We start from the raw sequence: 19589 nt of genomic DNA, 5'->3' as shown, positions 1-19589 counted from the left end.
GCAGAAAGCCATCTTAATTGTTCGACATACATAAAGTGTTACTTCACTATCCACCGAAATGGAGGTGAATCAAATGATAATTAATAAAGCCTATAAGTTTCGTATCTATCCAAATCAAGCACAAACAATTCTAATTAACAAAACAATAGGTTGTTCTCGCTTTGTATTCAATCACTTCCTATCCCTATGGGATTACGCATACAAAGAGACTGGAAAAGGTTTAACATATGGTACATGCTCTGCCAAACTTCCTGCCATGAAGAAAGAGTTTGTTTGGCTCAAAGAAGTGGATAGTATTGCGATTCAGTCGTCTGTTCGCAACCTTGCGGATGCCTATATACGCTTTTTCAAAAAACAAAATAGTGCCCCGCGTTTCAAATCCAAGAAGAATAACGTACAATCTTATACCACAAAACAAACAAATGAAAATATTGCCGTTGTAGGGAACAAAATAAAGTTGCCGAAACTAGGCCTTGTTCGATTTGCCAAAAGTCGCGAAGTAGAGGGACGTATTGTAAATGCGACTGTTAGACGAAACCCTTCTGGTAGATATTTTGTGTCACTATTAGTTGAAACAGTACAAGAACTTCCGAAAACACATTCTTACATTGGAATAGATGTAGGACTAAAAGATTTCGCTATTTTGTCAGATGGAAAACCCTATAAAAATCCGAAGTTTTTCCGATCATTGGAAGATAAGTTGGCGAAAGCACAGCGTGTTCTTTCTAGAAGAATGAAAGGATCTTCTCGCTGGAATAAACAACGAGTCAAGTTAGCTAGAATTCATGAATACATATCAAATGCTAGAAAAGATTACTTGGATAAAATCTCAACTGACATCATCAAAAACCACGATGTGATCGGTATAGAGGATTTGCAAGTATTGAATATGTTAAAGAATCATAAGTTAGCAAAAGCAATTAGTGAGGTATCATGGTCACAATTTCGAACTATGTTGGAATATAAAGCAAAATGGTATGGCAAACAAGTCATTGTCGTATCGAAAACATTTCCTTCCAGCCAATTATGTTCTTGTTGTGGATATCAAAATAAAGACGTTAAAAATTTAAACCTACGTGAATGGGACTGTCCTTCTTGTTGTACACACCATGATAGGGATATTAACGCAAGTATCAATATAAAGAATGAAGCGATAAGGCTTCTAACCGCAAGGACTGCGGGGTTAGCCTAATCAACTAGAGTTCGATAGAACTCTTTACTTAGTAATCCCTCACTTCTAAACGAAGTGAAAGTGGGAGTAGTTCAACAGTCGAACTTAACTAATCAAAATCATATTGTAAAAAGGTCCGACTGTCCTACAGTTGAACCTTTTTTATATGTTTAATTAATTGTATTAAAATTTCATAAATTTATTTAATGGTTTATAGCGTAAAATTACCTTACCTTCAATATCATTCAAAGATATAAATCCTATTTCTTTAAATCTACTGTCTAAGCTTTCTTCGCGATTATCTCCTAATACAAAAATTGTATCATTCGGAACCTTATCGAAACCGTAAATACTTTTTAATGAAAAATCAGCTGTATTACCTTTTGCGTATAGACCTTTTACCACAAGTCCATTTATATAAAGCTGCTGTGATTTATATTCTATTGTATCTCCAGGTAAACCAATTACTCTTTTTATAATTGTTTTATTATTAGAAGTGTTTTCTAGGTGGGGATTAACAACAACTATATCAAATCTTTGCAGATCGTCTATTGAATGGGTGAGGTGATTAATTAAAACCTTGTCATTATTAAATAAGGTATTTTCCATAGAGACTCCAGAAACCTTATATGGAAAAAAACGAACTGTCTTAGTAAAAGTAAGGTAACGCCAATTATAAATATTAATATTGGAAAAACAGAAATTAGACGTTTTTTCAATTGTAAATCAAACTCCAATCTGAGGGTTAATAATATTCATCATAACATAAAATCAATGGATTAAATATTCTGAATATTGTTGTTTTTATAGATGCAATTTGTTAAAATTAAGTATACCTTTTTTAAATTTCAATTTTTTATATCTATAACCACTATAGCCCTTTCGGGGTTTCGATTTTCAAAGATAGTTTAAGTTTTTTACTTTTACTTTCTTTTTAAATATAACTCCGAAAAGGGCTTTTTTGCGTTTTTTGGAGAACATCACATTGTGAAAGGATGAACCTCAAACAGATGCTTTAACTCCAATCAAAGTAGAAGATTTGAAACAAAAAATTCAATACGATTATTTGTTTGAAGATGAATTATCACAAAATGTGATTAATGACTTAGGAGGGCAATTCAAATTAATATTTGATGATATTGATAAGAACGGCCACTTAACCATTTATCAAAATAAAAAAGAACTAGAAATGTTTTTAGGAAATCATGTAACTACTGCAGAATTAGCTGATGAATTTACATCAGACTATTTTAGTACAAATAAGAACTACAAAGTTACTTATAAAAGTAAGGCAATTCTATTTATTTATGAAAAATCAAGAACAGTTACAAAAGTAAAAAAAGGATTGTTTTTGGTAAAACAAAACGACTTAATCCTGGAATTTAAATATGCACCAGAAATAGATGGATTTCGAATTTCTGAGATTACATATTTAAAATAAAAAATTATTTGGAGGGATTTATTATGTTGGTGCGAGACGTTCTCTCATAAGTAATGCGCGGGCATAAGCGACAGAGAGGACTACTCTAAGGTTTAATAACCAAAATGAGTAGGATAACTATTCAGACGAGATAAGGAATGATGGAGTAACGCCCTGAAACTTATCCAGTGAGATTTCCACCCGCATTATACAGGCATGTATAGATGTGGAAAGCCGGATAAAATATGCAATCACGAACCGAAGTGTCCGATAAGGATAACCGAAAGCCTATGGGAGTAATAAACCCGAAGGGATTGTTCAAGTATTGTATGCTGTCAACCGACATGGTGAGAATGTGGTAAACCACTGACGAACTTGCGAATGTACGCTTCGATAATAATACGGTACAGAAATGTATCGGGTCTGAAAATATGATTTGTCTAATGGAAAGAAAGGTATTTAACATTGCCCTAATCCTAACGTTGTTATAGGCAACGGAGCTAGACACGGAGTAGAGCAAGCACCTAAATCGGCAAATGATAGTCTGAATGGAACGTCGAAAGCTTTCGGGCGATTAAACAAAAGGGGGCACCCTGCCTGTAGACGAAACCCAATAGGGAAATAAGCTACTTAACCGAAAGTGAGAGTGCTGGCACGACTGACGATATCCCTTGTAATGAGGGAAGGAGGAACAGCCAGTAGACATTATATAAGGGAAAATGTGGTTTCACTAAATCCTAGCATGGGTTCTGGTATGACGAAAAAGGTCACGGAACTATGAAGGGAAGTGATAGACCATGAATAAACAATCTGTGGAATATATGCTAAAAGACAAAAAGATTAGACATTCGGAATACTATGGTATGACGGAAAGTTTTGATGAACTTTATCAGAAGGCAAAAAACAAACAAAACTTCCGAAATCTAATGCGTTACATTACCGCAGAGGAAAATATTCTCTTGGCTTACCGTAACATCAAGCGAAATAAGGGAAGCAAAACATCATCCATGGACAAAGTAACCATACGAGAAGTAGCGAAAATGACACAAGAAATGCTCATTAATTTTGTAAAACAACGCTTTAACAATTACCAACCACGAGTGGTACGTAGAAAGGAAATCCCAAAACCGAACGGAGAAACAAGACCTCTGGGTATACCATCCTTTTGGGACAGACTAATACAACAATGTATCCTTCAAGTTCTTGAGCCAATCTGTGAGGCGAATTTTCACACTAGAAGTTATGGATTTCGCCCTAACCGAAGTGCCGAAAATGCAATAGCCGATGCAACAAAAAAAATTAACATACAAGGACTAACGCAAGTGGTAGATGTTGATATCAAAGGTTTTTTCGATGAAGTAAATCATGCGAAACTTATACGCCAGTTATGGACACTAGGTATTCGTGATAAACAACTTCTCGTAATTATCCGCAAGATATTAAAAGCGCCAGTGCTAATGCCAAATGGAAAAGTAATGCACCCACTGAAAGGAACCCCACAAGGAGGTATTCTCAGCCCTCTATTAGCAAATATTAATTTAAATGAATTTGACTGGTGGATAAGCAACCAGTGGGAGACTTTTTCAGCAAAGAAAGTAAAACCGCGAATGAAAGATGGAATTTGGAGCAATGACAGTGTAACCAGCTGTCTAGCGAAAAATTCTAATTTAAAGCCGATGTATATTGTTCGCTATGCTGACGATTTTAAAATCTTCACAAACACAAAAAGCAATGCCTATAAAATCTTTATGGCAAGCAAAGTGTGGTTGGGAAAACGCCTAAAATTACCTATCTCAGAAGAAAAATCGAAGGTAACAAACTTGAAAAAGCAATCAAGTGAGTTTTTAGGATTCACGCTGAAAGCTGTCAAGAAAGGTAAACGTCAAAGCGTTACAAAATATGTGGCAAAAACTCATATCGCACCAAAGGCACTAAAAGCACTAAAAGCACTAAAAGCACTAAGAGCAAAATTAAGTGAGCAAATTAGGAAAATGCAGAAATCACCGAATAGCATGAACTGTATAAAGGAAATCGGAAAATACAATAGTATGGTTATCGGAATGCACAACTATTATAACATTGCGACACATATCAGCCTTGATCTTAAAAGAATGGGCTTTGAATTAACCAAACAAATGTATAATCGTTTTCCTAAAGCAAAAATGCAAGATAAGAAGAACTCCAATGGTTTCACAAATATGGGTGAATATAATGGGAAAGATAAGGGATTGAAGCCATACCTAAAATCAAAAGCATTACGATACTTAATGAAGGTACCAATTGTCCCTGTGTCAGCTATTAAACACCGAAATCCTATGATGAAACGACAAGCTGTCAATAAGTATACGGAAGAAGGGCGCAAGCTTATTCATGCGAGTTTAAAAATTGTCTCAGAGAAAGAACTTAAATGGCTAAGGGAACACCCTATTCTCTCGAGCAGGGCAACGATTGAGCTTAATGATAATCGTATCTCCCTTTTTGTCGCTCAAAATGGGAAATGTGGAGTAACGGGTGAAAAACTGGACCTAACTGATATGCAATGTCACCATAAGAAACTATGGAGTAAAACACATGATGATAGTTATCAAAATCTAATTCTTATCAAATCGGACGTTCACAGGCTAATACATGCGACAAAACAAGAAACAATAGATAGACTTCTTCAAACATTAAACTTAAATAAAAAACAACTACTGAAACTAAATAGATTGCGCAAGCTAGCCGAAAATGAAGAAATCTGTATCTAAACCTAAAGTTTGTGATGGAATTTTCGTTATTTTGATTTAAAAAGGCATATAACAACAGAATGTTTATGATTTAGGAGAAACCAGACTTATATAATGTTGGAACGCCGTATGCGGTGAAAGTCGCACGTACGGTGTGAAGCGGGGGGAAAGATGGAGATAACTTCAAAGTTTTACCTATCGCTATCAAATTAGAACTGTTATTGCTGATGCATTAAGAATTGATGATGAAGTGAATGGTTTTTTGAAGTATTGTGATAATCATGGAAAAATAGTTAAAAAAATAACTCCGAGCGGGTTCATGGAACGTGAACAAGGCCAACCGCTTTTGGTTATGGTAATCGAATATGAAGAGAAAAATTAACGGCAGTTATGAAAGAGACGAGGGTCAGTTCCTTGTCTTTTTTATTTTCTAAGAAGTGCGGATATATAGACTATGAAAATATTAAAAAAAGTAACCGTCTTTAATTACAAAGAATTTGAGAATTCTTTGTTAGAGATGAATAACCGTGAATTAGATGTGTCTGATTTAATGGTACCTGTTGATTTAGCTAAAGTTTATTCGTAAAGATTCATTCTCAGTTAAAGAGCTATTGGATCAGAACTTTCAACTTGAATCTATAGTGGCAGCTGTTGATTATATGCGGCCTAAAATAGTTGGAAATCATACTACTTTATACAAGATTACAAGGAATAATGCAGTGGATTTGATAAAAGGAAACCCAAGTAAGGAAATAATGAAATAACAAGGAGAAAGTGGGTATACAGAGCAAACAGTGATAGGATTAAGAGTAAAAGGTAAAACTATTTTAGCAATTGTAGGCGAGATATATCAAGATGTCTTAACAGATGAAGATACTATAGCACCTAGCGACATTTCATGTGATCGAGTAGTAGAATCACAACCACAAAAATGTAATACCAATCGATATTTGATTGTAAACCATCATATTGTATTTCATGCAAAAAAGGATATAGTAGGGTATTTCCTGCAACTGAAGAACAAAGGCAGCATATAATTTCATTTTGCATTTTCATAAAAAGGAGAATGCAAAATGAATAAATGTACATTTGGTGGAAGAGAATCAGATTTTCATGATACTAAAATTGTAGGCGGTTATCAAATATTAACATATTGCACAGATTGTGAAGAAGAAATTCCTCAAGATCAAAAGGATTTTTAGAAGAAATTTAATTTAGAGAGGGATAACTCAAATGTAGAAGTGAATGGACCAACAAGTTCATTCACTTCTTTTATTTGTGTACTCATAGTACTAATTAGAGTTACTATCTCTAATTGAGCTTATAGATGGTGCTAACTAAACACATGCTTATTAGATTAATAGTTTGAATGGACTTCTATTTTACGATTTCAATCTTTCCTCAATTTTAAGTACTGGGAAGTAATCACCAACCTCATTTGTTTCCTTTTCGTTACGAGTCATACTAACACTTCCTATGTTAGCATATGTAACAGTTAGTGTTTGCCAGCCTTCATGTTTTAGTAACTCATCTGATAATTGACTGTATCTATTAACGGCCATATCCTTAGCAGGAAATAGATTGTTAGATGCTAATACAATACTTGCTTTTATTTCACCATTTTCAACAGTTAGGTTATTTAATTTGTCATTTTCTCCAATAGAATAAAACTCAATTATTTCTTTTACTTTATCAACTGTAAGTTGCTGTGGTGATTGTTCTACTGCTGATTCCGCGTTCACGGTGGATAATTCCTGTTCTGCTTTTTGTTCTATCGGCTGTGTTTGAGTATCTTTAGTCGCTAAGTCTGCATCTTGCTTAGACGGCTGAGTTTGGGTTGTTTCAGTTTCTACGTCTGCTTGAGTATCTTCATCATGAGGTATTTGTCCAATACTTTTTTCTGTGGTACCTGCTTTATTTCCGTATTGTATATCTACAATATTCCCAGCTGCAATAACATACATATTTGTCGCTTTATTGAACTGATTAATACCATCTTTCCACTCGGTACCTTCTGTATCAGACATTCCTGTTAATAGTTTTGATGTAGATAATTCATATTCTTCCATTGCTTTTATTAGGTTCTTGTGTTGAGTTTCATACTTTTTGTCTGGAACTAAGTCTTTAAATTCTTTAGTTACCTTTCTAAATTCCATAACCGCTTCTTTATACTCTTCTTGTGACGAAGATAGCGAATGGTCTTTCTCTTGTATTTCAGTCATTTTATTGGATGCCTTCCTCATAGCTCCAGTTCCTTTTAAAAATCCTTTTTCATACTTTGTTTCATCTTCTATGTTTCCGCAACCCCCGACAAATAGCATAAGTGGAAGTAATAAATATACGAGCCTAAGCCTCAACATGTTGTAAACACCTTACTTTCTAATTTTTTGTTTATATTCGTTATAGATTAAACCACTACACTTTTTTTAGGCTTCTAAATTTAAAGTGTAGTAAACTCAGAACTTAATATGTATGTATTTGGTGGTCATCTCAATATCTTTGTTTACGAATATTATGTTTGAATAATATTGTAATTGTAACATTTAAATTGAAAACTGCACTATAAAAATTAAAGAAATCATTTCTTGTTTTGATATGCAATTAAATAATATACACACCATAAACCAACAATATGGTTTAAAGTTTTTGTATTATTTCTAGTTTTTTTGCATTGGATATTTTTGGTTATTGATGTGGTATAATAAGTATATAATCTTTTTTCTTTTTCCTTTCTGTAATTAAAGCAACCTATCGGGTTTAAGTGTACGCATTTTTAATGTGTTATGTCTTCTCCTTTTAGGTTGCTTTTTTATTTTGCTTAAAAAAGGAGTGATAATTTGAATCATTTATTGAGACTTTCAGAAACAATACATCCTGTTACCTTAAATGCTTATCAATGGAAAATAACTAAAGGGAAAATAATTAACAAAAGATTAATTAGAATTAAAAATATCGATTTAAGAATCGATACAGAACTCGAAGGTGTTAGAGTAGGTGATACAGTTTATATTCATGTAGGAGATGTTATCTCGTATATCACAGCCGCTGAATGGGATCAGTATCAAAAAGAACAACATGTAATTGAAGATAGTTACAATAAGATGGTAACTAGTAGTATTCGTAATAGAACCTTATTTTAATAAAAAAGATAAAAAAAGGAGTGTATATTGATGAATGTGTCTATTTATAATCTCGAAAATAAAGAATGGAAAGAGAGAAAAGAAACAAAAAAACAACAGTTTTAACGAAGTACTGAAGACATTGCAAATTCTTGAAAAAAATTTAGATTGGAATACCTATATTGAACCGGCAGAAATAGATTTGGGAATTTATCCAGAGTTGATAAAGATGGAAAATATAATATGAAATAAGTTAATAGGATATCAAGAAGATTTTTACTTCTTTAATATATATTAACTTATTTAAGCGAAAGGTGTTGTGGTTAGTACGAGAGACAGGAACGAGAATAATAAGTTTATGCAATTATGAAAACGTTGAAAAAAAACAAGTAGCATTTGAAATACTGGAATTCTATATTTATCAAAATTGTAGTGTAATTTATAGCATAATCGATGGGAGATTGAAAAAATTAAATAACCATCAGGCTTTAGAATTATTAGAAAGTGTAAAGATATCAAAGAATTTGATTTGTTAACTTGAGAAAGTTAAATAACAAAATAAATTTTCTGAATTTAAAGATAAAACAAACCTCATTGTGATATAATTTAGTTGCATTTTTTTCTTTTTCTTTTTTATATCACTAATTACTTATAACCTTTCGGGTTAATGAAATTACACAAAAAGGAACTTTATGTTACTTTATTTCATTGTGTAAACAATTCATTTTCCTGGAAGGTTATTTGTTTTTGCCTGAAAGGGGTGATGCTATGTTATAGCAACTAATTATTAAATAGAAACTGCTGCTGCAATGTTAAAAGTTTTTCAAAAAGGGGTGCATATTATGTTGGTTACAGTAATTGTTTCAGTTGTGGCTGGTATGGTCTCAGGATTGGCTAGTCATTACATCACAAACAAAAAGTTTTTGTTGCCTCGTAAGAGCAAGCTTGCATTTCACCCAGGTTTCTTGGGAGAGATGTTTGTAGGAAGTATTGCTTCACTCGTTGGTGTTGCAATGTTTAACCCTGAAACAATGATGGATATTCTTAAGGTGAGTATTCTTGCTGGGATTTCAGGGCAAGCTTTCCTGCTGCACAATCGCTTGGCAACGGAACAAGTAAAAACCGACGAGATTCAGTCGATTTCAAAGAAATTGAACGAACTCGAAAAAAAGAATAAGGAATAATAGAGGAGTAATCTGGTATAAATAGAAATAGAGAGATGAGGAGATTTGGTTATGTAACGGCCAAATAAAGTGAGTTGAGTTGAGGTGAGCCCGATGTCTCGAAAGGAAGTTTTTGATTATCTAGATGATCAAGAAAAGGAAGATTTAGCAGAATGGACAGAAGAGCTTAAGAATGCTCAATCTACGAAAGCAGTTAAACTGTATTCAGATAAGATAAAGGAACTGCTAGGAAAGATTGAACAAAGAATGATTAGTTCAGGAGAGGAAGCAGCGACGGTTAGCTTCTAATTGAATAGCAAGAAAAAGGAAAGCTGGTGGATTTATCCACCAGCTTTCCTTTATTATTTAAAAATGTTCTATGTAAACAGATGAGCTGGTTGATTAGGGGTTTTTTATTAAAAAATTTAAGAGGAGTGTTTATAATGAGTACAGATTTATTACAGCAATTATTAGAGGTTGATCAAAAAGCAAGAGAACAAGAAAGAGTTCATTTAATCCAAAACTTTTTCAATTTAGGTGTTTCAGTTGAAATCATAGCGGAAGCAACTTCAGTAAGTGTAGAGGATGTAAAAAGAATAATTGAATAGTAAATGTATAAGGTTAAAAATTGTTTAATGCCCTATTTAAAAATATAATAACCATCTATCGTATAACAGATAGATGGTTATTAAAATTGTTTTAAAAACTAGTTAAATATAAGTATTGAGTCAATGTATTCATCTCAAAGCGTAAAAAAGACACAATGGATAGTGTCTTTTTTACGTTGACATGCTATGAAAGAAAATGTAGTGATTAATCATAATTTGTTGGATGCTTCTTGGTTAATTTTAGTATAATATTATCATTAGTGATTTTAAATGTAATTATTCATATATACATAAATTTTATTATGTTTATATCTATGTTTTTTCTTCTTATATATGGTGCATAACTTGAGATTGTATAATGTCTTTCCATAAATCCTCCCTTATTGAAGTAGAAGGAACATCTATACTGGGAACAAAAAAGGAACATTTTCATAATAGAACCAGATTTTATAGTAAAATAGATACCATGGTATGAATGTACGTTTTAGATATGAGCTCAATGGACCATATGCTTATAGAATTGAGAAAGAACTTAAAATAAATAGGTTGTATATTTTAAGACAGTAATGCTTCAAGCAATATAGATGGCACGTTAATAAATTAAATGATTTAAAATTCACACTATATAAAAGTTAAAGAATACGACTAAGGAAAAGAGGGGTTTGCAGTGTGCTGCACATTCAAGAATTAATTCTTACGTAGGGAGTGCTTATATGAAAAGTTTGAAGCATGTAATATTGCTAGTATTATGTTTCTTATGTCTAAGTGGTTGTAATCAAGAAAATGGAGCTGAGGTACAAGAATATATAAAAGAAAAACACGGTATTGATGTAGTTGTAACAGATTGGAGCTCGATAAATGAAAATAATGGTGGTAATACCTACCATACTGTGCAAGAAAAAAATAACAAATATCTAAAATTCCGAGTAAAGGTACAAGGTCTCCTCTATTCAAAGCCAGTAGGTGATGAATACCAATACGGAAAAAAAACATTTGAGGAATATAAGAAATTCAAACCAACTCTAGAAGAAATAAAAAAATTAGGCTACGTGGAATCTGAAACAGAAAATCCTCTTCAATATATATTAGATAATAAAGATCCAGATGAAGGAAAACCAACTAATGAATTATTATTAACTTTGCAAATGAGTAATGAGATTGACTTTAACCAATTGAATTCAGTAGAATTAGATCGTTTATATGCTCTATTTCAACTCATTCAGGAGAATAATAAAAAGATAACAGAACTTGAAATTAAGGATCATACTGGCCAATCTTTAGGTGAACCTTTTAAAAATGTGCAAGAAATGATAACAAAAGAAGAACTGTTACTAACAATGAAATCTACGATGTCAGATGCCATAAATAAATATTGGGAAAACTGGATTAGAACACACACCAAAGTAGAAGAAAGATTACATGAAATGCAAAACGATCGATTTGCAATTAAAAGTATTACTTATTCAAGTTCAGATGAAGAGGATAGTCGAAAATATTTAGTGACTTTAGTTATTAATACCACCAATAATATATTTGAAAACAATCCCCTTTTAATTGAGGATTTAATCAAAGTAACCACAATCCTTAAAGAAGAACTATATAATAAAAAATTTAACATCTATTTAACCAATAAGACAGGAACAATAAATGAAAATTGGTTATCGTCAAAAGAAATCAAAGAAGCAAATAACATCGAAGATCTTGTAAAAGAAAGAGATCCTGCGAATTAAATTTAAAGTCCTCTGCATGTTTGTTATTTGATGTGAATGCACAATATTTCGAAGTCCCAACCCAGGCTAAAAATCCAACGTATTTTTGAAAGAAAAGGGCTTATATTTTCATTTTGAAGTATTTACTTTTCATAGCTTGATAGTGATGTAGTGCTATCTCTATATGTTATTATTAATTGTACTAGGAGCATAGGAGCGTTATAATATTCCCTAATTACATATAATGAGGTGCAGAAAATGAATAAAACAGAATTAACAAAAGTAGTTGCGGATAAAGCAGAACTTACACAAAAGGATGCTGCTACAGCGACACAAGCTGTATTAGACGCTATAACAACAGCTCTTGCAAATGAAGAGAAAGTACAGATTCTTGGATTCGGTACATTTGAAGTACGTGAAAGATCTGCACGAACAGGTCGTAACCCGCAGACAGGTGAAGAAATGCAAATTGCTGCCTCACAGGCACCTGCATTTAAAGCTGGAAAAGAATTGAAAGAGGCAGTGAAATAAGTATACTAAGAGAAAAAGGATCTGATACTCATGTCGGATCCTTTTTATTTGTAATACAGCAATTTCTAATTTAAATTGTAAAAGGACAATAAATCTATTAAATTTTTAAAACCAAAAACAAGCATAACCCCGTTCTAATTTTAGGACGGGGTTAAAATATAGTTGTTTCTGTAGTGTTTTAAGAAAAGAATGTACTTTTTAATAGACTACATGCTACTGAATTAAGTCTATACTTCTTTGTGATAATTCAAGCTAGAATTCTATTCTATATTTTTTTTAGTTGCGTAATCACCATAAAAATAAGTGTCACGTATATCATCATAATTAGGAGTAGCAATTACGGTATATTTACCATTTTCATTGACTTCAAACAAAGCTACGTTATTATATTCCCAACCAATAAAATGATCTGGATTTGAATCATCTACAAACATATCTATGTTGTATATCCCCTTTGTTAATACCCCACTTTTTTGGAAGTCCTCAATTAGATCTTTGGCCTTTGGAATAGGATGTTTATTTTTATTCATATCAAATCTAAATAGAAAATTCACCACACCTACATACCTACCATTATAATTTTCACGTCGGGGATCACTTGGTATTAATGTAGGTAAAAGTTCAGGAGTATCAATTTTTTGAGTCTTTTTAAAATTATCAAGTAGCTCTTGAGAATTATTTATATTAAACTCAATGTTGTCATAAGGAAATATACGAATAGGACCATTTTCTTCTGGGTCTGCTTTACCAGGATATTTTACTAATCCATATTTTTTTATGATCTGTTTCATTACTTGAACTACTTCTGGATGTTGCTCAATATATGCGCCCTTGAATTGTTGGAAATAGATATCGTCACTTTCATCTTCTAAAATTTTAAAGGTATATTTTTCAATCATTAGGAAGGGATAAGCACGATATGGCTTTTTAATTTCTACATAAGTTTGATGACCAATCCCATTAAAAGTATTATCTGTCCGAATAACAGAAAACTCATCTTGTATTCCATAGTTTGTTTTTAAATATTCTTGTATTGGTTGATTCAGATCATCTTGAGAGAAACTAGAGAAACATCCACTAAGAATTAGGAATGATGTACTTACTAAGATGACTTGAATCAATCTTTTAATACTCTTCATTTTTCCCCCTACATTTCTAAAATTTTATTAATATTATAACATTTTCCATTACACTAAACTGCTACGTTGACTTAAATACACTTCTTCACAATATTAATGAAATAATTAATAAAATCAATCTGCAATCTGGTCCAATTGCTGAATAACATGACCGATATTTTTATAGCAACTCTATTATTTCTGTACAAAAGGAGATTTTATGTGAGAGATGTCGTAAAGTTTTTTAGAAAACTACCGGGTTAAGAGTATGCAAATTTTTATGCGGATTTTCGGCTAATTCAGTAACAAACGAGAACTCTAAAACTGGGCTAGGATAGAAATGTATAAAAAATACATAGATCCATAGAACAAAAAAGAAGGTTCCTTTGTAGGAATACGGTTTCCTCTTTTCGTTGCTACCGATAATGAGATCACATGAATACCCTATTTATGCGAATCTGTACAAAGTTTTCTTTGCTGATGGTACAATCAAAAACATGGAGGGATATTATGGGGATTTTTTATGTAATACCACTTTTTCTAATATTCGGTACTGCAACATTTTTATTTATCAAGGCTGGTTCACCAAAAATTAAGGATAAAAATCTATCATTGATAATGGTTTGTTTAGCGATAAATATACTCTTAATTCCAATATCTTTTTTGGGAGGTTCGTTTGTTTCTTATAAAAATGAGGCGGCAACAGAATTTACATATAATAATCCACTTTATTTTTGGAAAGGATTTTTCTTTATTCAAATAATACCGCTTTTTATACTACTTGCTGCTTTAATATGGTGGTTTATCCGCAAGGGTAATGAAAAAATCGACACATAAAGTTTAGGTATTACTACCAATAATGAGACGTTATGTTAACCTTCTATGTATACTGTATACATAGAATTAAGAAGATAAAAAGGGAGTTTAACTTTGGAGGACATGCAATGGAATTTTTTATGAGTTGTGAAGTTTGGAAAACGGTTAAACATAGTGATGTAAAGTTAATAAACGAAGTAGAAAACACCTTAAAAGAACTTGAAAATAATCACTATGGTAATGAAATTGAAAGCATAGGTATTATTCCAATTGTTGTTGATATAATACCCGAACTTGAGAACTCAGGCTTTTTCAAAGAAAGAAAACTCTTCAAAAGAAAAGACAAAAAAGCGGATTTAAGATTAAGAATTAATATTGAGACGTTTTTAAATGCCGATCGTGCCGCAAAGAAATTACTAATCGTTAAAAATGTCATTGAATGTGTAAGAATATTAGGAACAAAGGCCAAGAAAGATTTTGATGCTGAAAGATTAGAGAATGACATTCTAAATTTGTTTGAAGTTGAAAAAGGCGTAATTGATAATATTAATATGTAAGTGAATTACAAATTACTTCCAATAACGAAAATTATGTAAATAAGCTGTCCATATGGACAGCTTATTTTATATTTTTGCTAAACGGGGTCCTGCCACATCGCTATCAAGCTAAGAAATTCATTGCATAACAAATACTGTTACAATAATATTTTTATATTTTGTCGAATGAAAATAAAAAAAGAGAGCCGCAGCTCTCGCTGTTAAATTTTTTTATTTAATCTCTAGCAAGTGAAAAAAGTTTCTTTTATGATTAAATCAAATCACAGTATATCTTTGTTGTTACGCAACATTTTTACATAAAAAGCTAGTCGTTTAGCGAATTGTAGCCTTTGCTGATGACAAATTTTATAAAAGAAAAACCCATCAAAAACTAGATGAGTTTAATTTTCATACCAAGTTCCATTCACTTTCACCCGAACACGTTTTTGTTACTTACATGACGTTAGTTTGTTATAGCTAAAATTCAAACTATATTGTAGATGCTGTCATAGTTCTAAAAATACACAGGGTGATTTTTTTATAGTCTTTCCATTCGTTACTATATGTACCTTGGTTTTTTAAATCACCTTCTCCACCGAACACTGCTGCGACTTCTTCGTAGGACATACCTTGACGTAAGTTTTTGAGAGCATCAATCATGCGTTTCTGCTTAGCTTCTGCATTACAATTCTGTTCTTCTAGCTCTTCTAATCTTTTTTCTTCTTTCGCTAGCTGTTTGTTTTCTTCCTTTTCCATTTCTATTAGTTCTTTTTCGTAGTCGGCATGGACTTTTGTTCATTCGTATTCATATTTGTAATCTAAATACTTATTCCATCCCATAATCACAAGGGTGATAAAAATTAAACTACATAGTATAACAATCAGCTTCTGCTTCAAATCCCCATCCCCTTTATGTACTCAAAATATCAAAACAAAGGTTATACAAAGTTGAAAATGGTTGATGTAATGCATTTAGATGGAAGTCAATCGGTGAAAATGAATCCTCGTTGGAAACAAAAAGGGCGTTTATTTATTCATGAAATACTAACGAAACGCGGAATTATTTCAGAAATGGATAGGGCGGAGATTTAAATGATGGAGGAAAGCACATTATCACTGGCGATCGTATCGTCAGTAATATGTTTATTATGTTTATCGGAATACCTGGTACACCGAATGAATAGATGTCTGGTATAAAAAAACGGGATGGTAACAAGATGACGAATAGACAGCAGCGTGATGAATAAGAACAAAAGAAAATCTTGTGGGTCATAAGGGATTTAAGAACTAGGGTTGAGGAAACATGCAAGAGGTATATATCACTCTAGCCAAATGATAAAAGCCCTACAGGGGATGTAGGGCAAGACTAAGGGTATTGAAGAATTGTCGATTCTAAAAGTAAAGGACTTCTTGGAATGTTATAAGTTTAACATAAAATCTATTAAAACATTATATAAAGATGTTACGAAATTATGAATATAAAAAAACAAAGATAAAAATTATGAAAAAAGTTGATAATCCATAGGAGCCAAAAGGGATTATGTTTGTAATAGCGTTTTTATAGAGTGAATACGACAAGCTCTTGCTTTTCGTAATATTCGGTAATCTAATAGGGTGCCCTACCTAATAGACTGGTTCCTGAGTATTATGATGCCTGAAAGCATCAAAAAAGCCCGTACAGAAGCACAGGCCAGTTGTTACACATATCGGTAACTAAATTTTAACAGATTGTTAGGTAGTTATCTATTAAAAATGAAAAAACGCTCGATGGCAACGAGCGTTGTAGAGAAAATATTCCCTAAAATTAGCTACATGTATTATAACATACGTTTTCTCTCAGTAAATAAGGAGGAATGAAATATGATTGAAAATCCAATTACTTACGGTAATTATCATGACTCATCAGCAAGAGACTTTATTGAAGAATGTGAAGGTTGCAATGGAGAAATATACTTCGGTGAAAGTTACTTAGATTTTGGTGGTGATTACTTACACGCAGAAACAGAGTGCATTACGCAATATGTAATGTCTCATTCTACAGAGAAAGTGGCAGGTGAATAAGATGGGACTACAAACCAAAATTGAAGCTGAAATTCAAATTTTAATGAATTTGGTTGAACGATATAAGCAAAGCAAAGAGCCTAACGCTGCATCAATGGTTGTAGCTTACGAATATGGATTACAAGCACTTATGCAAGTCTATGAAGCTAGTAAACAAACGGAACTAGCACCATTTTAAAAAAAGGGGGGATTCATATGAAAACTGAAAATTACTTTTCTAAATTAGCTTAAATAGATTGCACGGAACATGTTGAAAAGGAAGGGCGTTTTACCTGCTTATCATGGACAGTTAAAAAACTTCGTGAGGTAGATTCAATAGCAACATGGGAAGTAAAACGATTTAATGGAGGGTCTTATCTCAAAACAGATTGTGGTTACTTTGTAGAGGTTGAATTAACTGTACAAGAATACCACTGAGTCAAAGTCACCCAATACTAAACAATCAAAACAAGACGATTGCAGAGCGTAACAGCTTTGACATTAACACGAGTATCCAGCGGTGCTTAGTAAAAGCAATTGCAATTCACAGATTAGGTTTATAAATTTATGCGGGTGAAGATTTACTAGAAATCCAAGAGGAAATAATTAATGCTCAACAAGTTAGTGCAATTAAATTAAACATAAAAAAATTAGCTACTCGTCGAAAAGTAGATGAAGACAGGATTAAAGGACAATTAAGTATTAAAGAAATTGGCGAATTGACATTAAAACAAGCAGAAGAAGTACTTAAGAAATCAACAAAGTGGGTTAAAGGCAACATAGCAGTATGCGAAAGGGCGAATGCGTGATGTTTAAGATACCTGTAAGGCGTGGGTCTATGAAGGAGATGTTAATAGCAGTTCGTGATTTAGAAAAACGAGGTTATGACTATGTAACGCCAATTAAACGAATATATAGGGCAGAAAGAACCTTTTATCATGAAGGTAAGTTCAGAGGGAGAGAAAAGGTTCGGTTTACTGGCATGGAGGACAATGTGAGTTATGAGTGTTGGATGAAGAAAGTGAACTAAATGAGCAAATTACTTATACATTAACAACCGTCAATCGTTTTATTAGGATTAATAAAACGATTGGATTAATTGAAGCGATATTTTTACAACAAGTTCATTATTGGTAAATATATTAAAGTATTTCAATGAAGGCTATAACAGTTACGATGAATGGCTTAAGTAATTTCCTTTATGGTCTTCTGCTACATTACGAAGGATAATAAACAAACTTGAGAAGCAAGGGTTACTTATAAAAAGGAATTACAACAAGTTAAAAATAGATCAAACAAAATAGTAAGGTTCAATCTACTATATTTACAACAAGCCTTACAGGAGTGTGTTTAGAGGGTGCGTATTACGAACGGATTGTATCGCGGATTCTCAATAACTTCAGAACGATTACTTTCAAAGAAACAAAGTATTACAGAAGAAAGACATTATCATTTTTAAAGGGGGAATTAAAATGTGTGCATGTAACGGAACGGGAGTAATTAAGAACGATATGGGTAATGGATGCTTTCAATTTGCACCTTGTATTTGCGAAGCAGGGAATCGCAGTCCTGAAGAAGTGGATAGAAGACGTCATGCCGTTATGGCGGAGCTAAGGGAAATTCATCAATTACAACTGGAGGGGAAATGGGATGCCACGACTTGGAACGGATTTGGAAAAGGAGAATTACATAATGGCGTTGCAACAGGAAAGGTACATGAAGAAATTGCGTCGTAACTTATATATCGCTTTAGAAGAATTAGACTTAGTGTTTGATGAAAGTGAAGTGATTCAATTAAGAAAAATGTGGGATGAGGATAAAGGTATTCTCGAAATAGCAAAAGAGCTAGGAAGGCATCAACTAGAAATCGCCGCATTAATCATGGATCAGGCAGATAAGAACAAAATCAAATCGCGCCCAATGGGGTTAGGAGCATGAAACAACTAACACTAGAGGATGTAGTCGGAAGTTTTGATTATACTGCAACAAGTACAGCGGATAAGTTTTTGAAACGTAATAGCATTATGACGTATTCAGTAGAGTTTTACGATAAAGACGAGAAATGGAAGCTCCGTTGGTTTGACGCGAAGTCCGGGGGCGCAGCTATAGAAATGGCTAAAAAGAAATACGGGAATATACAAATCATTACCACCCATATTTCAGATAGAACTTTAGAGGAGATTATGAATTTGGATTAGGAGGCATAGCGCCATGATGATAAATAGATGGCTAGAAAAGGAAGATTATCAAGCAGCCGAGAAGAACGGCATTGGCTATAACATGTTATATCGTAGGGTGTATCAAATGGGATGGGATGTTAGTAAGGCAATTAATACACCGCCTCGGAAATATCAATTTAGGGAACAAAAGTGGTTAAGGATAGCATTAGAAAATGGGGTTAAAAAGAAGACATTTTTAACTCGTGTTTATAAAGGGATGTCACCAGAGGAAGCAGCAAAAAAGCCTGTAAAGAAATTAAGAGCAACAATGGAAGATATGGTCAATTTAGCTGAAGAGAACGGTATTTCATATAGCACATTTAGTAAAAGAGTATTAAAAGGAGGATGGAGTCCACAAAGGGCAGCAACTACACCTATAAGGAGACCTAAGAAGAAAAGCGGCTAGGAGGCAA

At 32.8% G+C, this 19589-nt stretch carries 24 protein-coding genes and 4 pseudogenes; 24 read left to right on the top strand and 4 right to left on the bottom strand.

The window, feature by feature from the left end; genetic code table 11:
• The first annotated feature begins 73 nt into the window (after nt 1–73).
• On the top strand, nt 74–1192 hold the full coding sequence (gene tnpB, locus N2V79_RS27465; protein WP_340720398.1) for an IS200/IS605 family element RNA-guided endonuclease TnpB: 1119 nt from the start codon (nt 74–76) through the stop codon (nt 1190–1192).
• A gap of 162 nt (nt 1193–1354) precedes the next feature.
• Here the strand turns inward: tnpB and lepB are convergent.
• Nucleotides 1355–1890: pseudogene (lepB, locus tag N2V79_RS27460) on the bottom strand (signal peptidase I).
• 320 nt (nt 1891–2210) lie between these two features.
• Here lepB and N2V79_RS27455 point away from each other — a divergent pair.
• From N2V79_RS27455 to N2V79_RS27445, 3 genes are all read left to right on the top strand, one after another.
• The gene (locus N2V79_RS27455; protein ID WP_340720397.1) at nt 2211–2612 is read left to right on the top strand and encodes a peptide ABC transporter ATP-binding protein; all 402 of its coding nucleotides are present in this window, start codon (nt 2211–2213) and stop codon (nt 2610–2612) included.
• A gap of 776 nt (nt 2613–3388) precedes the next feature.
• The gene (gene ltrA / locus N2V79_RS27450) at nt 3389–5338 is read left to right on the top strand and encodes a group II intron reverse transcriptase/maturase (RefSeq protein ID WP_340720396.1); all 1950 of its coding nucleotides are present in this window, start codon (nt 3389–3391) and stop codon (nt 5336–5338) included.
• Nucleotides 5339–6390: 1052 nt separating this feature from the next.
• Entirely contained in the window at nt 6391–6519 is a 129-nt protein-coding gene (locus tag N2V79_RS27445) for a hypothetical protein (protein ID WP_340720395.1), read from the top strand.
• Between the two features lie 180 nt (nt 6520–6699).
• On the opposite strand, the gene N2V79_RS27440 is transcribed toward N2V79_RS27445, so the two are convergent.
• Nucleotides 6700–7677, bottom strand: coding sequence for a hypothetical protein (locus tag N2V79_RS27440; protein WP_340720394.1), 978 nt, complete (start codon nt 7675–7677; stop codon nt 6700–6702).
• A gap of 477 nt (nt 7678–8154) precedes the next feature.
• Between N2V79_RS27440 and N2V79_RS27435 the strand changes: the two genes are divergently transcribed.
• The 6 genes from N2V79_RS27435 (at nt 8155) to N2V79_RS27410 (ending at nt 12447) form a co-directional block, all read left to right on the top strand.
• On the top strand, nt 8155–8457 hold the full coding sequence (locus tag N2V79_RS27435; protein ID WP_340720393.1) for a hypothetical protein: 303 nt from the start codon (nt 8155–8157) through the stop codon (nt 8455–8457).
• Between the two features lie 821 nt (nt 8458–9278).
• A complete protein-coding gene (locus tag N2V79_RS27430) occupies nt 9279–9620 on the top strand; it encodes a DUF4257 domain-containing protein (RefSeq protein ID WP_000961794.1) in 342 nt (113 codons plus the stop codon).
• A 93-nt stretch (nt 9621–9713) separates the two neighbouring features.
• Nucleotides 9714–9908: a hypothetical protein gene (locus N2V79_RS27425; protein WP_000087398.1), complete on the top strand. Its 195-nt coding sequence runs from the start codon at nt 9714–9716 to the stop codon at nt 9906–9908.
• Between the two features lie 134 nt (nt 9909–10042).
• Complete coding sequence (locus N2V79_RS27420; protein ID WP_000102283.1) at nt 10043–10207, top strand: hypothetical protein; 165 nt, start codon at nt 10043–10045, stop codon at nt 10205–10207.
• Nucleotides 10208–10920: 713 nt separating this feature from the next.
• Nucleotides 10921–11937, top strand: coding sequence for a hypothetical protein (locus tag N2V79_RS27415; protein ID WP_340720392.1), 1017 nt, complete (start codon nt 10921–10923; stop codon nt 11935–11937).
• 237 nt (nt 11938–12174) lie between these two features.
• Nucleotides 12175–12447 (top strand): HU family DNA-binding protein, encoded by a 273-nt coding sequence (locus N2V79_RS27410; RefSeq protein WP_098654224.1) that lies wholly within the window; start codon nt 12175–12177, stop codon nt 12445–12447.
• 260 nt (nt 12448–12707) lie between these two features.
• On the opposite strand, the gene N2V79_RS27405 is transcribed toward N2V79_RS27410, so the two are convergent.
• Nucleotides 12708–13586 (bottom strand): hypothetical protein, encoded by an 879-nt coding sequence (locus N2V79_RS27405; protein WP_340720391.1) that lies wholly within the window; start codon nt 13584–13586, stop codon nt 12708–12710.
• 489 nt (nt 13587–14075) lie between these two features.
• Here N2V79_RS27405 and N2V79_RS27400 point away from each other — a divergent pair, with 489 nt between their 5' ends.
• Nucleotides 14076–14402: a hypothetical protein gene (locus tag N2V79_RS27400; RefSeq protein ID WP_340720390.1), complete on the top strand. Its 327-nt coding sequence runs from the start codon at nt 14076–14078 to the stop codon at nt 14400–14402.
• Between the two features lie 107 nt (nt 14403–14509).
• Nucleotides 14510–14938: an Imm44 family immunity protein gene (locus N2V79_RS27395; RefSeq protein ID WP_340720389.1), complete on the top strand. Its 429-nt coding sequence runs from the start codon at nt 14510–14512 to the stop codon at nt 14936–14938.
• A gap of 468 nt (nt 14939–15406) precedes the next feature.
• On the opposite strand, the gene N2V79_RS27390 is transcribed toward N2V79_RS27395, so the two are convergent.
• Nucleotides 15407–15673 (bottom strand): hypothetical protein, encoded by a 267-nt coding sequence (locus tag N2V79_RS27390; protein ID WP_340720388.1) that lies wholly within the window; start codon nt 15671–15673, stop codon nt 15407–15409.
• A 120-nt stretch (nt 15674–15793) separates the two neighbouring features.
• Between N2V79_RS27390 and N2V79_RS27385 the strand changes: the two are divergent.
• From N2V79_RS27385 to N2V79_RS27330, 12 genes and pseudogenes are all read left to right on the top strand, one after another.
• A pseudogene (locus N2V79_RS27385) lies at nt 15794–16009 on the top strand (phage antirepressor KilAC domain-containing protein); the annotation flags it as partial.
• A 768-nt stretch (nt 16010–16777) separates the two neighbouring features.
• On the top strand, nt 16778–16978 hold the full coding sequence (locus tag N2V79_RS27380; protein ID WP_000572102.1) for a hypothetical protein: 201 nt from the start codon (nt 16778–16780) through the stop codon (nt 16976–16978).
• 1 nt (nt 16979) lies between these two features.
• The gene (locus N2V79_RS27375) at nt 16980–17156 is read left to right on the top strand and encodes a hypothetical protein (RefSeq protein WP_340720387.1); all 177 of its coding nucleotides are present in this window, start codon (nt 16980–16982) and stop codon (nt 17154–17156) included.
• Nucleotides 17157–17209: 53 nt separating this feature from the next.
• Nucleotides 17210–17766, top strand: a pseudogene (locus N2V79_RS27370) (Sak single strand annealing protein).
• Nucleotides 17766–17987 carry a hypothetical protein gene (locus N2V79_RS27365; RefSeq protein ID WP_000472844.1) on the top strand — a complete coding sequence of 74 codons (222 nt, stop codon included), beginning with the start codon at nt 17766–17768 and terminating at the stop codon, nt 17985–17987. The pseudogene N2V79_RS27370 and the gene N2V79_RS27365 overlap by 1 nt, the downstream one beginning before the upstream one ends.
• The gene (locus N2V79_RS27360; protein WP_327898178.1) at nt 17966–18094 is read left to right on the top strand and encodes a hypothetical protein; all 129 of its coding nucleotides are present in this window, start codon (nt 17966–17968) and stop codon (nt 18092–18094) included. Before N2V79_RS27365 ends, N2V79_RS27360 begins: the two co-directional genes overlap by 22 nt.
• 89 nt (nt 18095–18183) lie before the next feature.
• On the top strand, nt 18184–18261 hold the full coding sequence (locus N2V79_RS27355) for a hypothetical protein (protein WP_109102930.1): 78 nt from the start codon (nt 18184–18186) through the stop codon (nt 18259–18261).
• Between the two features lie 7 nt (nt 18262–18268).
• Nucleotides 18269–18457, top strand: a pseudogene (locus N2V79_RS27350) (hypothetical protein); the annotation flags it as partial.
• Nucleotides 18430–18693 carry a hypothetical protein gene (locus tag N2V79_RS27345; RefSeq protein ID WP_098833720.1) on the top strand — a complete coding sequence of 88 codons (264 nt, stop codon included), beginning with the start codon at nt 18430–18432 and terminating at the stop codon, nt 18691–18693. The pseudogene N2V79_RS27350 and the gene N2V79_RS27345, both read left to right, overlap by 28 nt.
• Nucleotides 18608–18895, top strand: coding sequence for a hypothetical protein (locus tag N2V79_RS27340; protein ID WP_025118343.1), 288 nt, complete (start codon nt 18608–18610; stop codon nt 18893–18895). The genes N2V79_RS27345 and N2V79_RS27340 overlap by 86 nt, the downstream gene beginning before the upstream one ends.
• Nucleotides 18892–19155: a hypothetical protein gene (locus tag N2V79_RS27335; protein WP_000811969.1), complete on the top strand. Its 264-nt coding sequence runs from the start codon at nt 18892–18894 to the stop codon at nt 19153–19155. Before N2V79_RS27340 ends, N2V79_RS27335 begins: the two co-directional genes overlap by 4 nt.
• Nucleotides 19156–19168: 13 nt before the next feature.
• Nucleotides 19169–19582, top strand: a complete 414-nt coding sequence (locus tag N2V79_RS27330; RefSeq protein ID WP_000973345.1) for a hypothetical protein — start codon at nt 19169–19171, stop codon at nt 19580–19582.
• Nucleotides 19583–19589 lie beyond the last annotated feature (7 nt).

Origin of the sequence: Bacillus sp. CH_70 (assembly GCF_038007045.1) — a bacterium.
In the GTDB taxonomy this organism is placed as follows: Bacteria; Bacillota; Bacilli; order Bacillales; family Bacillaceae_G; genus Bacillus_A; species Bacillus_A cereus.
This window is presented reverse-complemented; position numbering and strand designations above follow the sequence as displayed.

Excerpts from the sequence above, each read along its gene's own strand:
- N2V79_RS27330 (WP_000973345.1), top strand. The coding sequence starts at position 19,169 with ATGATGATAAATAGATGGCTAGAAAAGGAAGATTATCAAGCAGCCGAG.
- N2V79_RS27400 (WP_340720390.1), top strand. The coding sequence starts at position 14,076 with ATGGGGATTTTTTATGTAATACCACTTTTTCTAATATTCGGTACTGCA.
- N2V79_RS27410 (WP_098654224.1), top strand. The coding sequence starts at position 12,175 with ATGAATAAAACAGAATTAACAAAAGTAGTTGCGGATAAAGCAGAACTT.
- N2V79_RS27445 (WP_340720395.1), top strand. The coding sequence starts at position 6,391 with ATGAATAAATGTACATTTGGTGGAAGAGAATCAGATTTTCATGATACT.
- N2V79_RS27440 (WP_340720394.1), bottom strand. The coding sequence starts at position 7,677 with ATGTTGAGGCTTAGGCTCGTATATTTATTACTTCCACTTATGCTATTT.
- N2V79_RS27415 (WP_340720392.1), top strand. The coding sequence starts at position 10,921 with ATGAAAAGTTTGAAGCATGTAATATTGCTAGTATTATGTTTCTTATGT.
- N2V79_RS27430 (WP_000961794.1), top strand. The coding sequence starts at position 9,279 with ATGTTGGTTACAGTAATTGTTTCAGTTGTGGCTGGTATGGTCTCAGGA.
- N2V79_RS27425 (WP_000087398.1), top strand. The coding sequence starts at position 9,714 with ATGTCTCGAAAGGAAGTTTTTGATTATCTAGATGATCAAGAAAAGGAA.
- ltrA (WP_340720396.1), top strand. The coding sequence starts at position 3,389 with ATGAATAAACAATCTGTGGAATATATGCTAAAAGACAAAAAGATTAGA.
- tnpB (WP_340720398.1), top strand. The coding sequence starts at position 74 with ATGATAATTAATAAAGCCTATAAGTTTCGTATCTATCCAAATCAAGCA.
- N2V79_RS27395 (WP_340720389.1), top strand. The coding sequence starts at position 14,510 with ATGGAATTTTTTATGAGTTGTGAAGTTTGGAAAACGGTTAAACATAGT.
- N2V79_RS27335 (WP_000811969.1), top strand. The coding sequence starts at position 18,892 with ATGAAACAACTAACACTAGAGGATGTAGTCGGAAGTTTTGATTATACT.
- N2V79_RS27405 (WP_340720391.1), bottom strand. The coding sequence starts at position 13,586 with ATGAAGAGTATTAAAAGATTGATTCAAGTCATCTTAGTAAGTACATCA.
- N2V79_RS27390 (WP_340720388.1), bottom strand. The coding sequence starts at position 15,673 with ATGGAAAAGGAAGAAAACAAACAGCTAGCGAAAGAAGAAAAAAGATTA.
- N2V79_RS27345 (WP_098833720.1), top strand. The coding sequence starts at position 18,430 with ATGTGTGCATGTAACGGAACGGGAGTAATTAAGAACGATATGGGTAAT.
- N2V79_RS27420 (WP_000102283.1), top strand. The coding sequence starts at position 10,043 with ATGAGTACAGATTTATTACAGCAATTATTAGAGGTTGATCAAAAAGCA.
- N2V79_RS27340 (WP_025118343.1), top strand. The coding sequence starts at position 18,608 with ATGCCACGACTTGGAACGGATTTGGAAAAGGAGAATTACATAATGGCG.
- N2V79_RS27365 (WP_000472844.1), top strand. The coding sequence starts at position 17,766 with ATGTTTAAGATACCTGTAAGGCGTGGGTCTATGAAGGAGATGTTAATA.
- N2V79_RS27380 (WP_000572102.1), top strand. The coding sequence starts at position 16,778 with ATGATTGAAAATCCAATTACTTACGGTAATTATCATGACTCATCAGCA.
- N2V79_RS27375 (WP_340720387.1), top strand. The coding sequence starts at position 16,980 with ATGGGACTACAAACCAAAATTGAAGCTGAAATTCAAATTTTAATGAAT.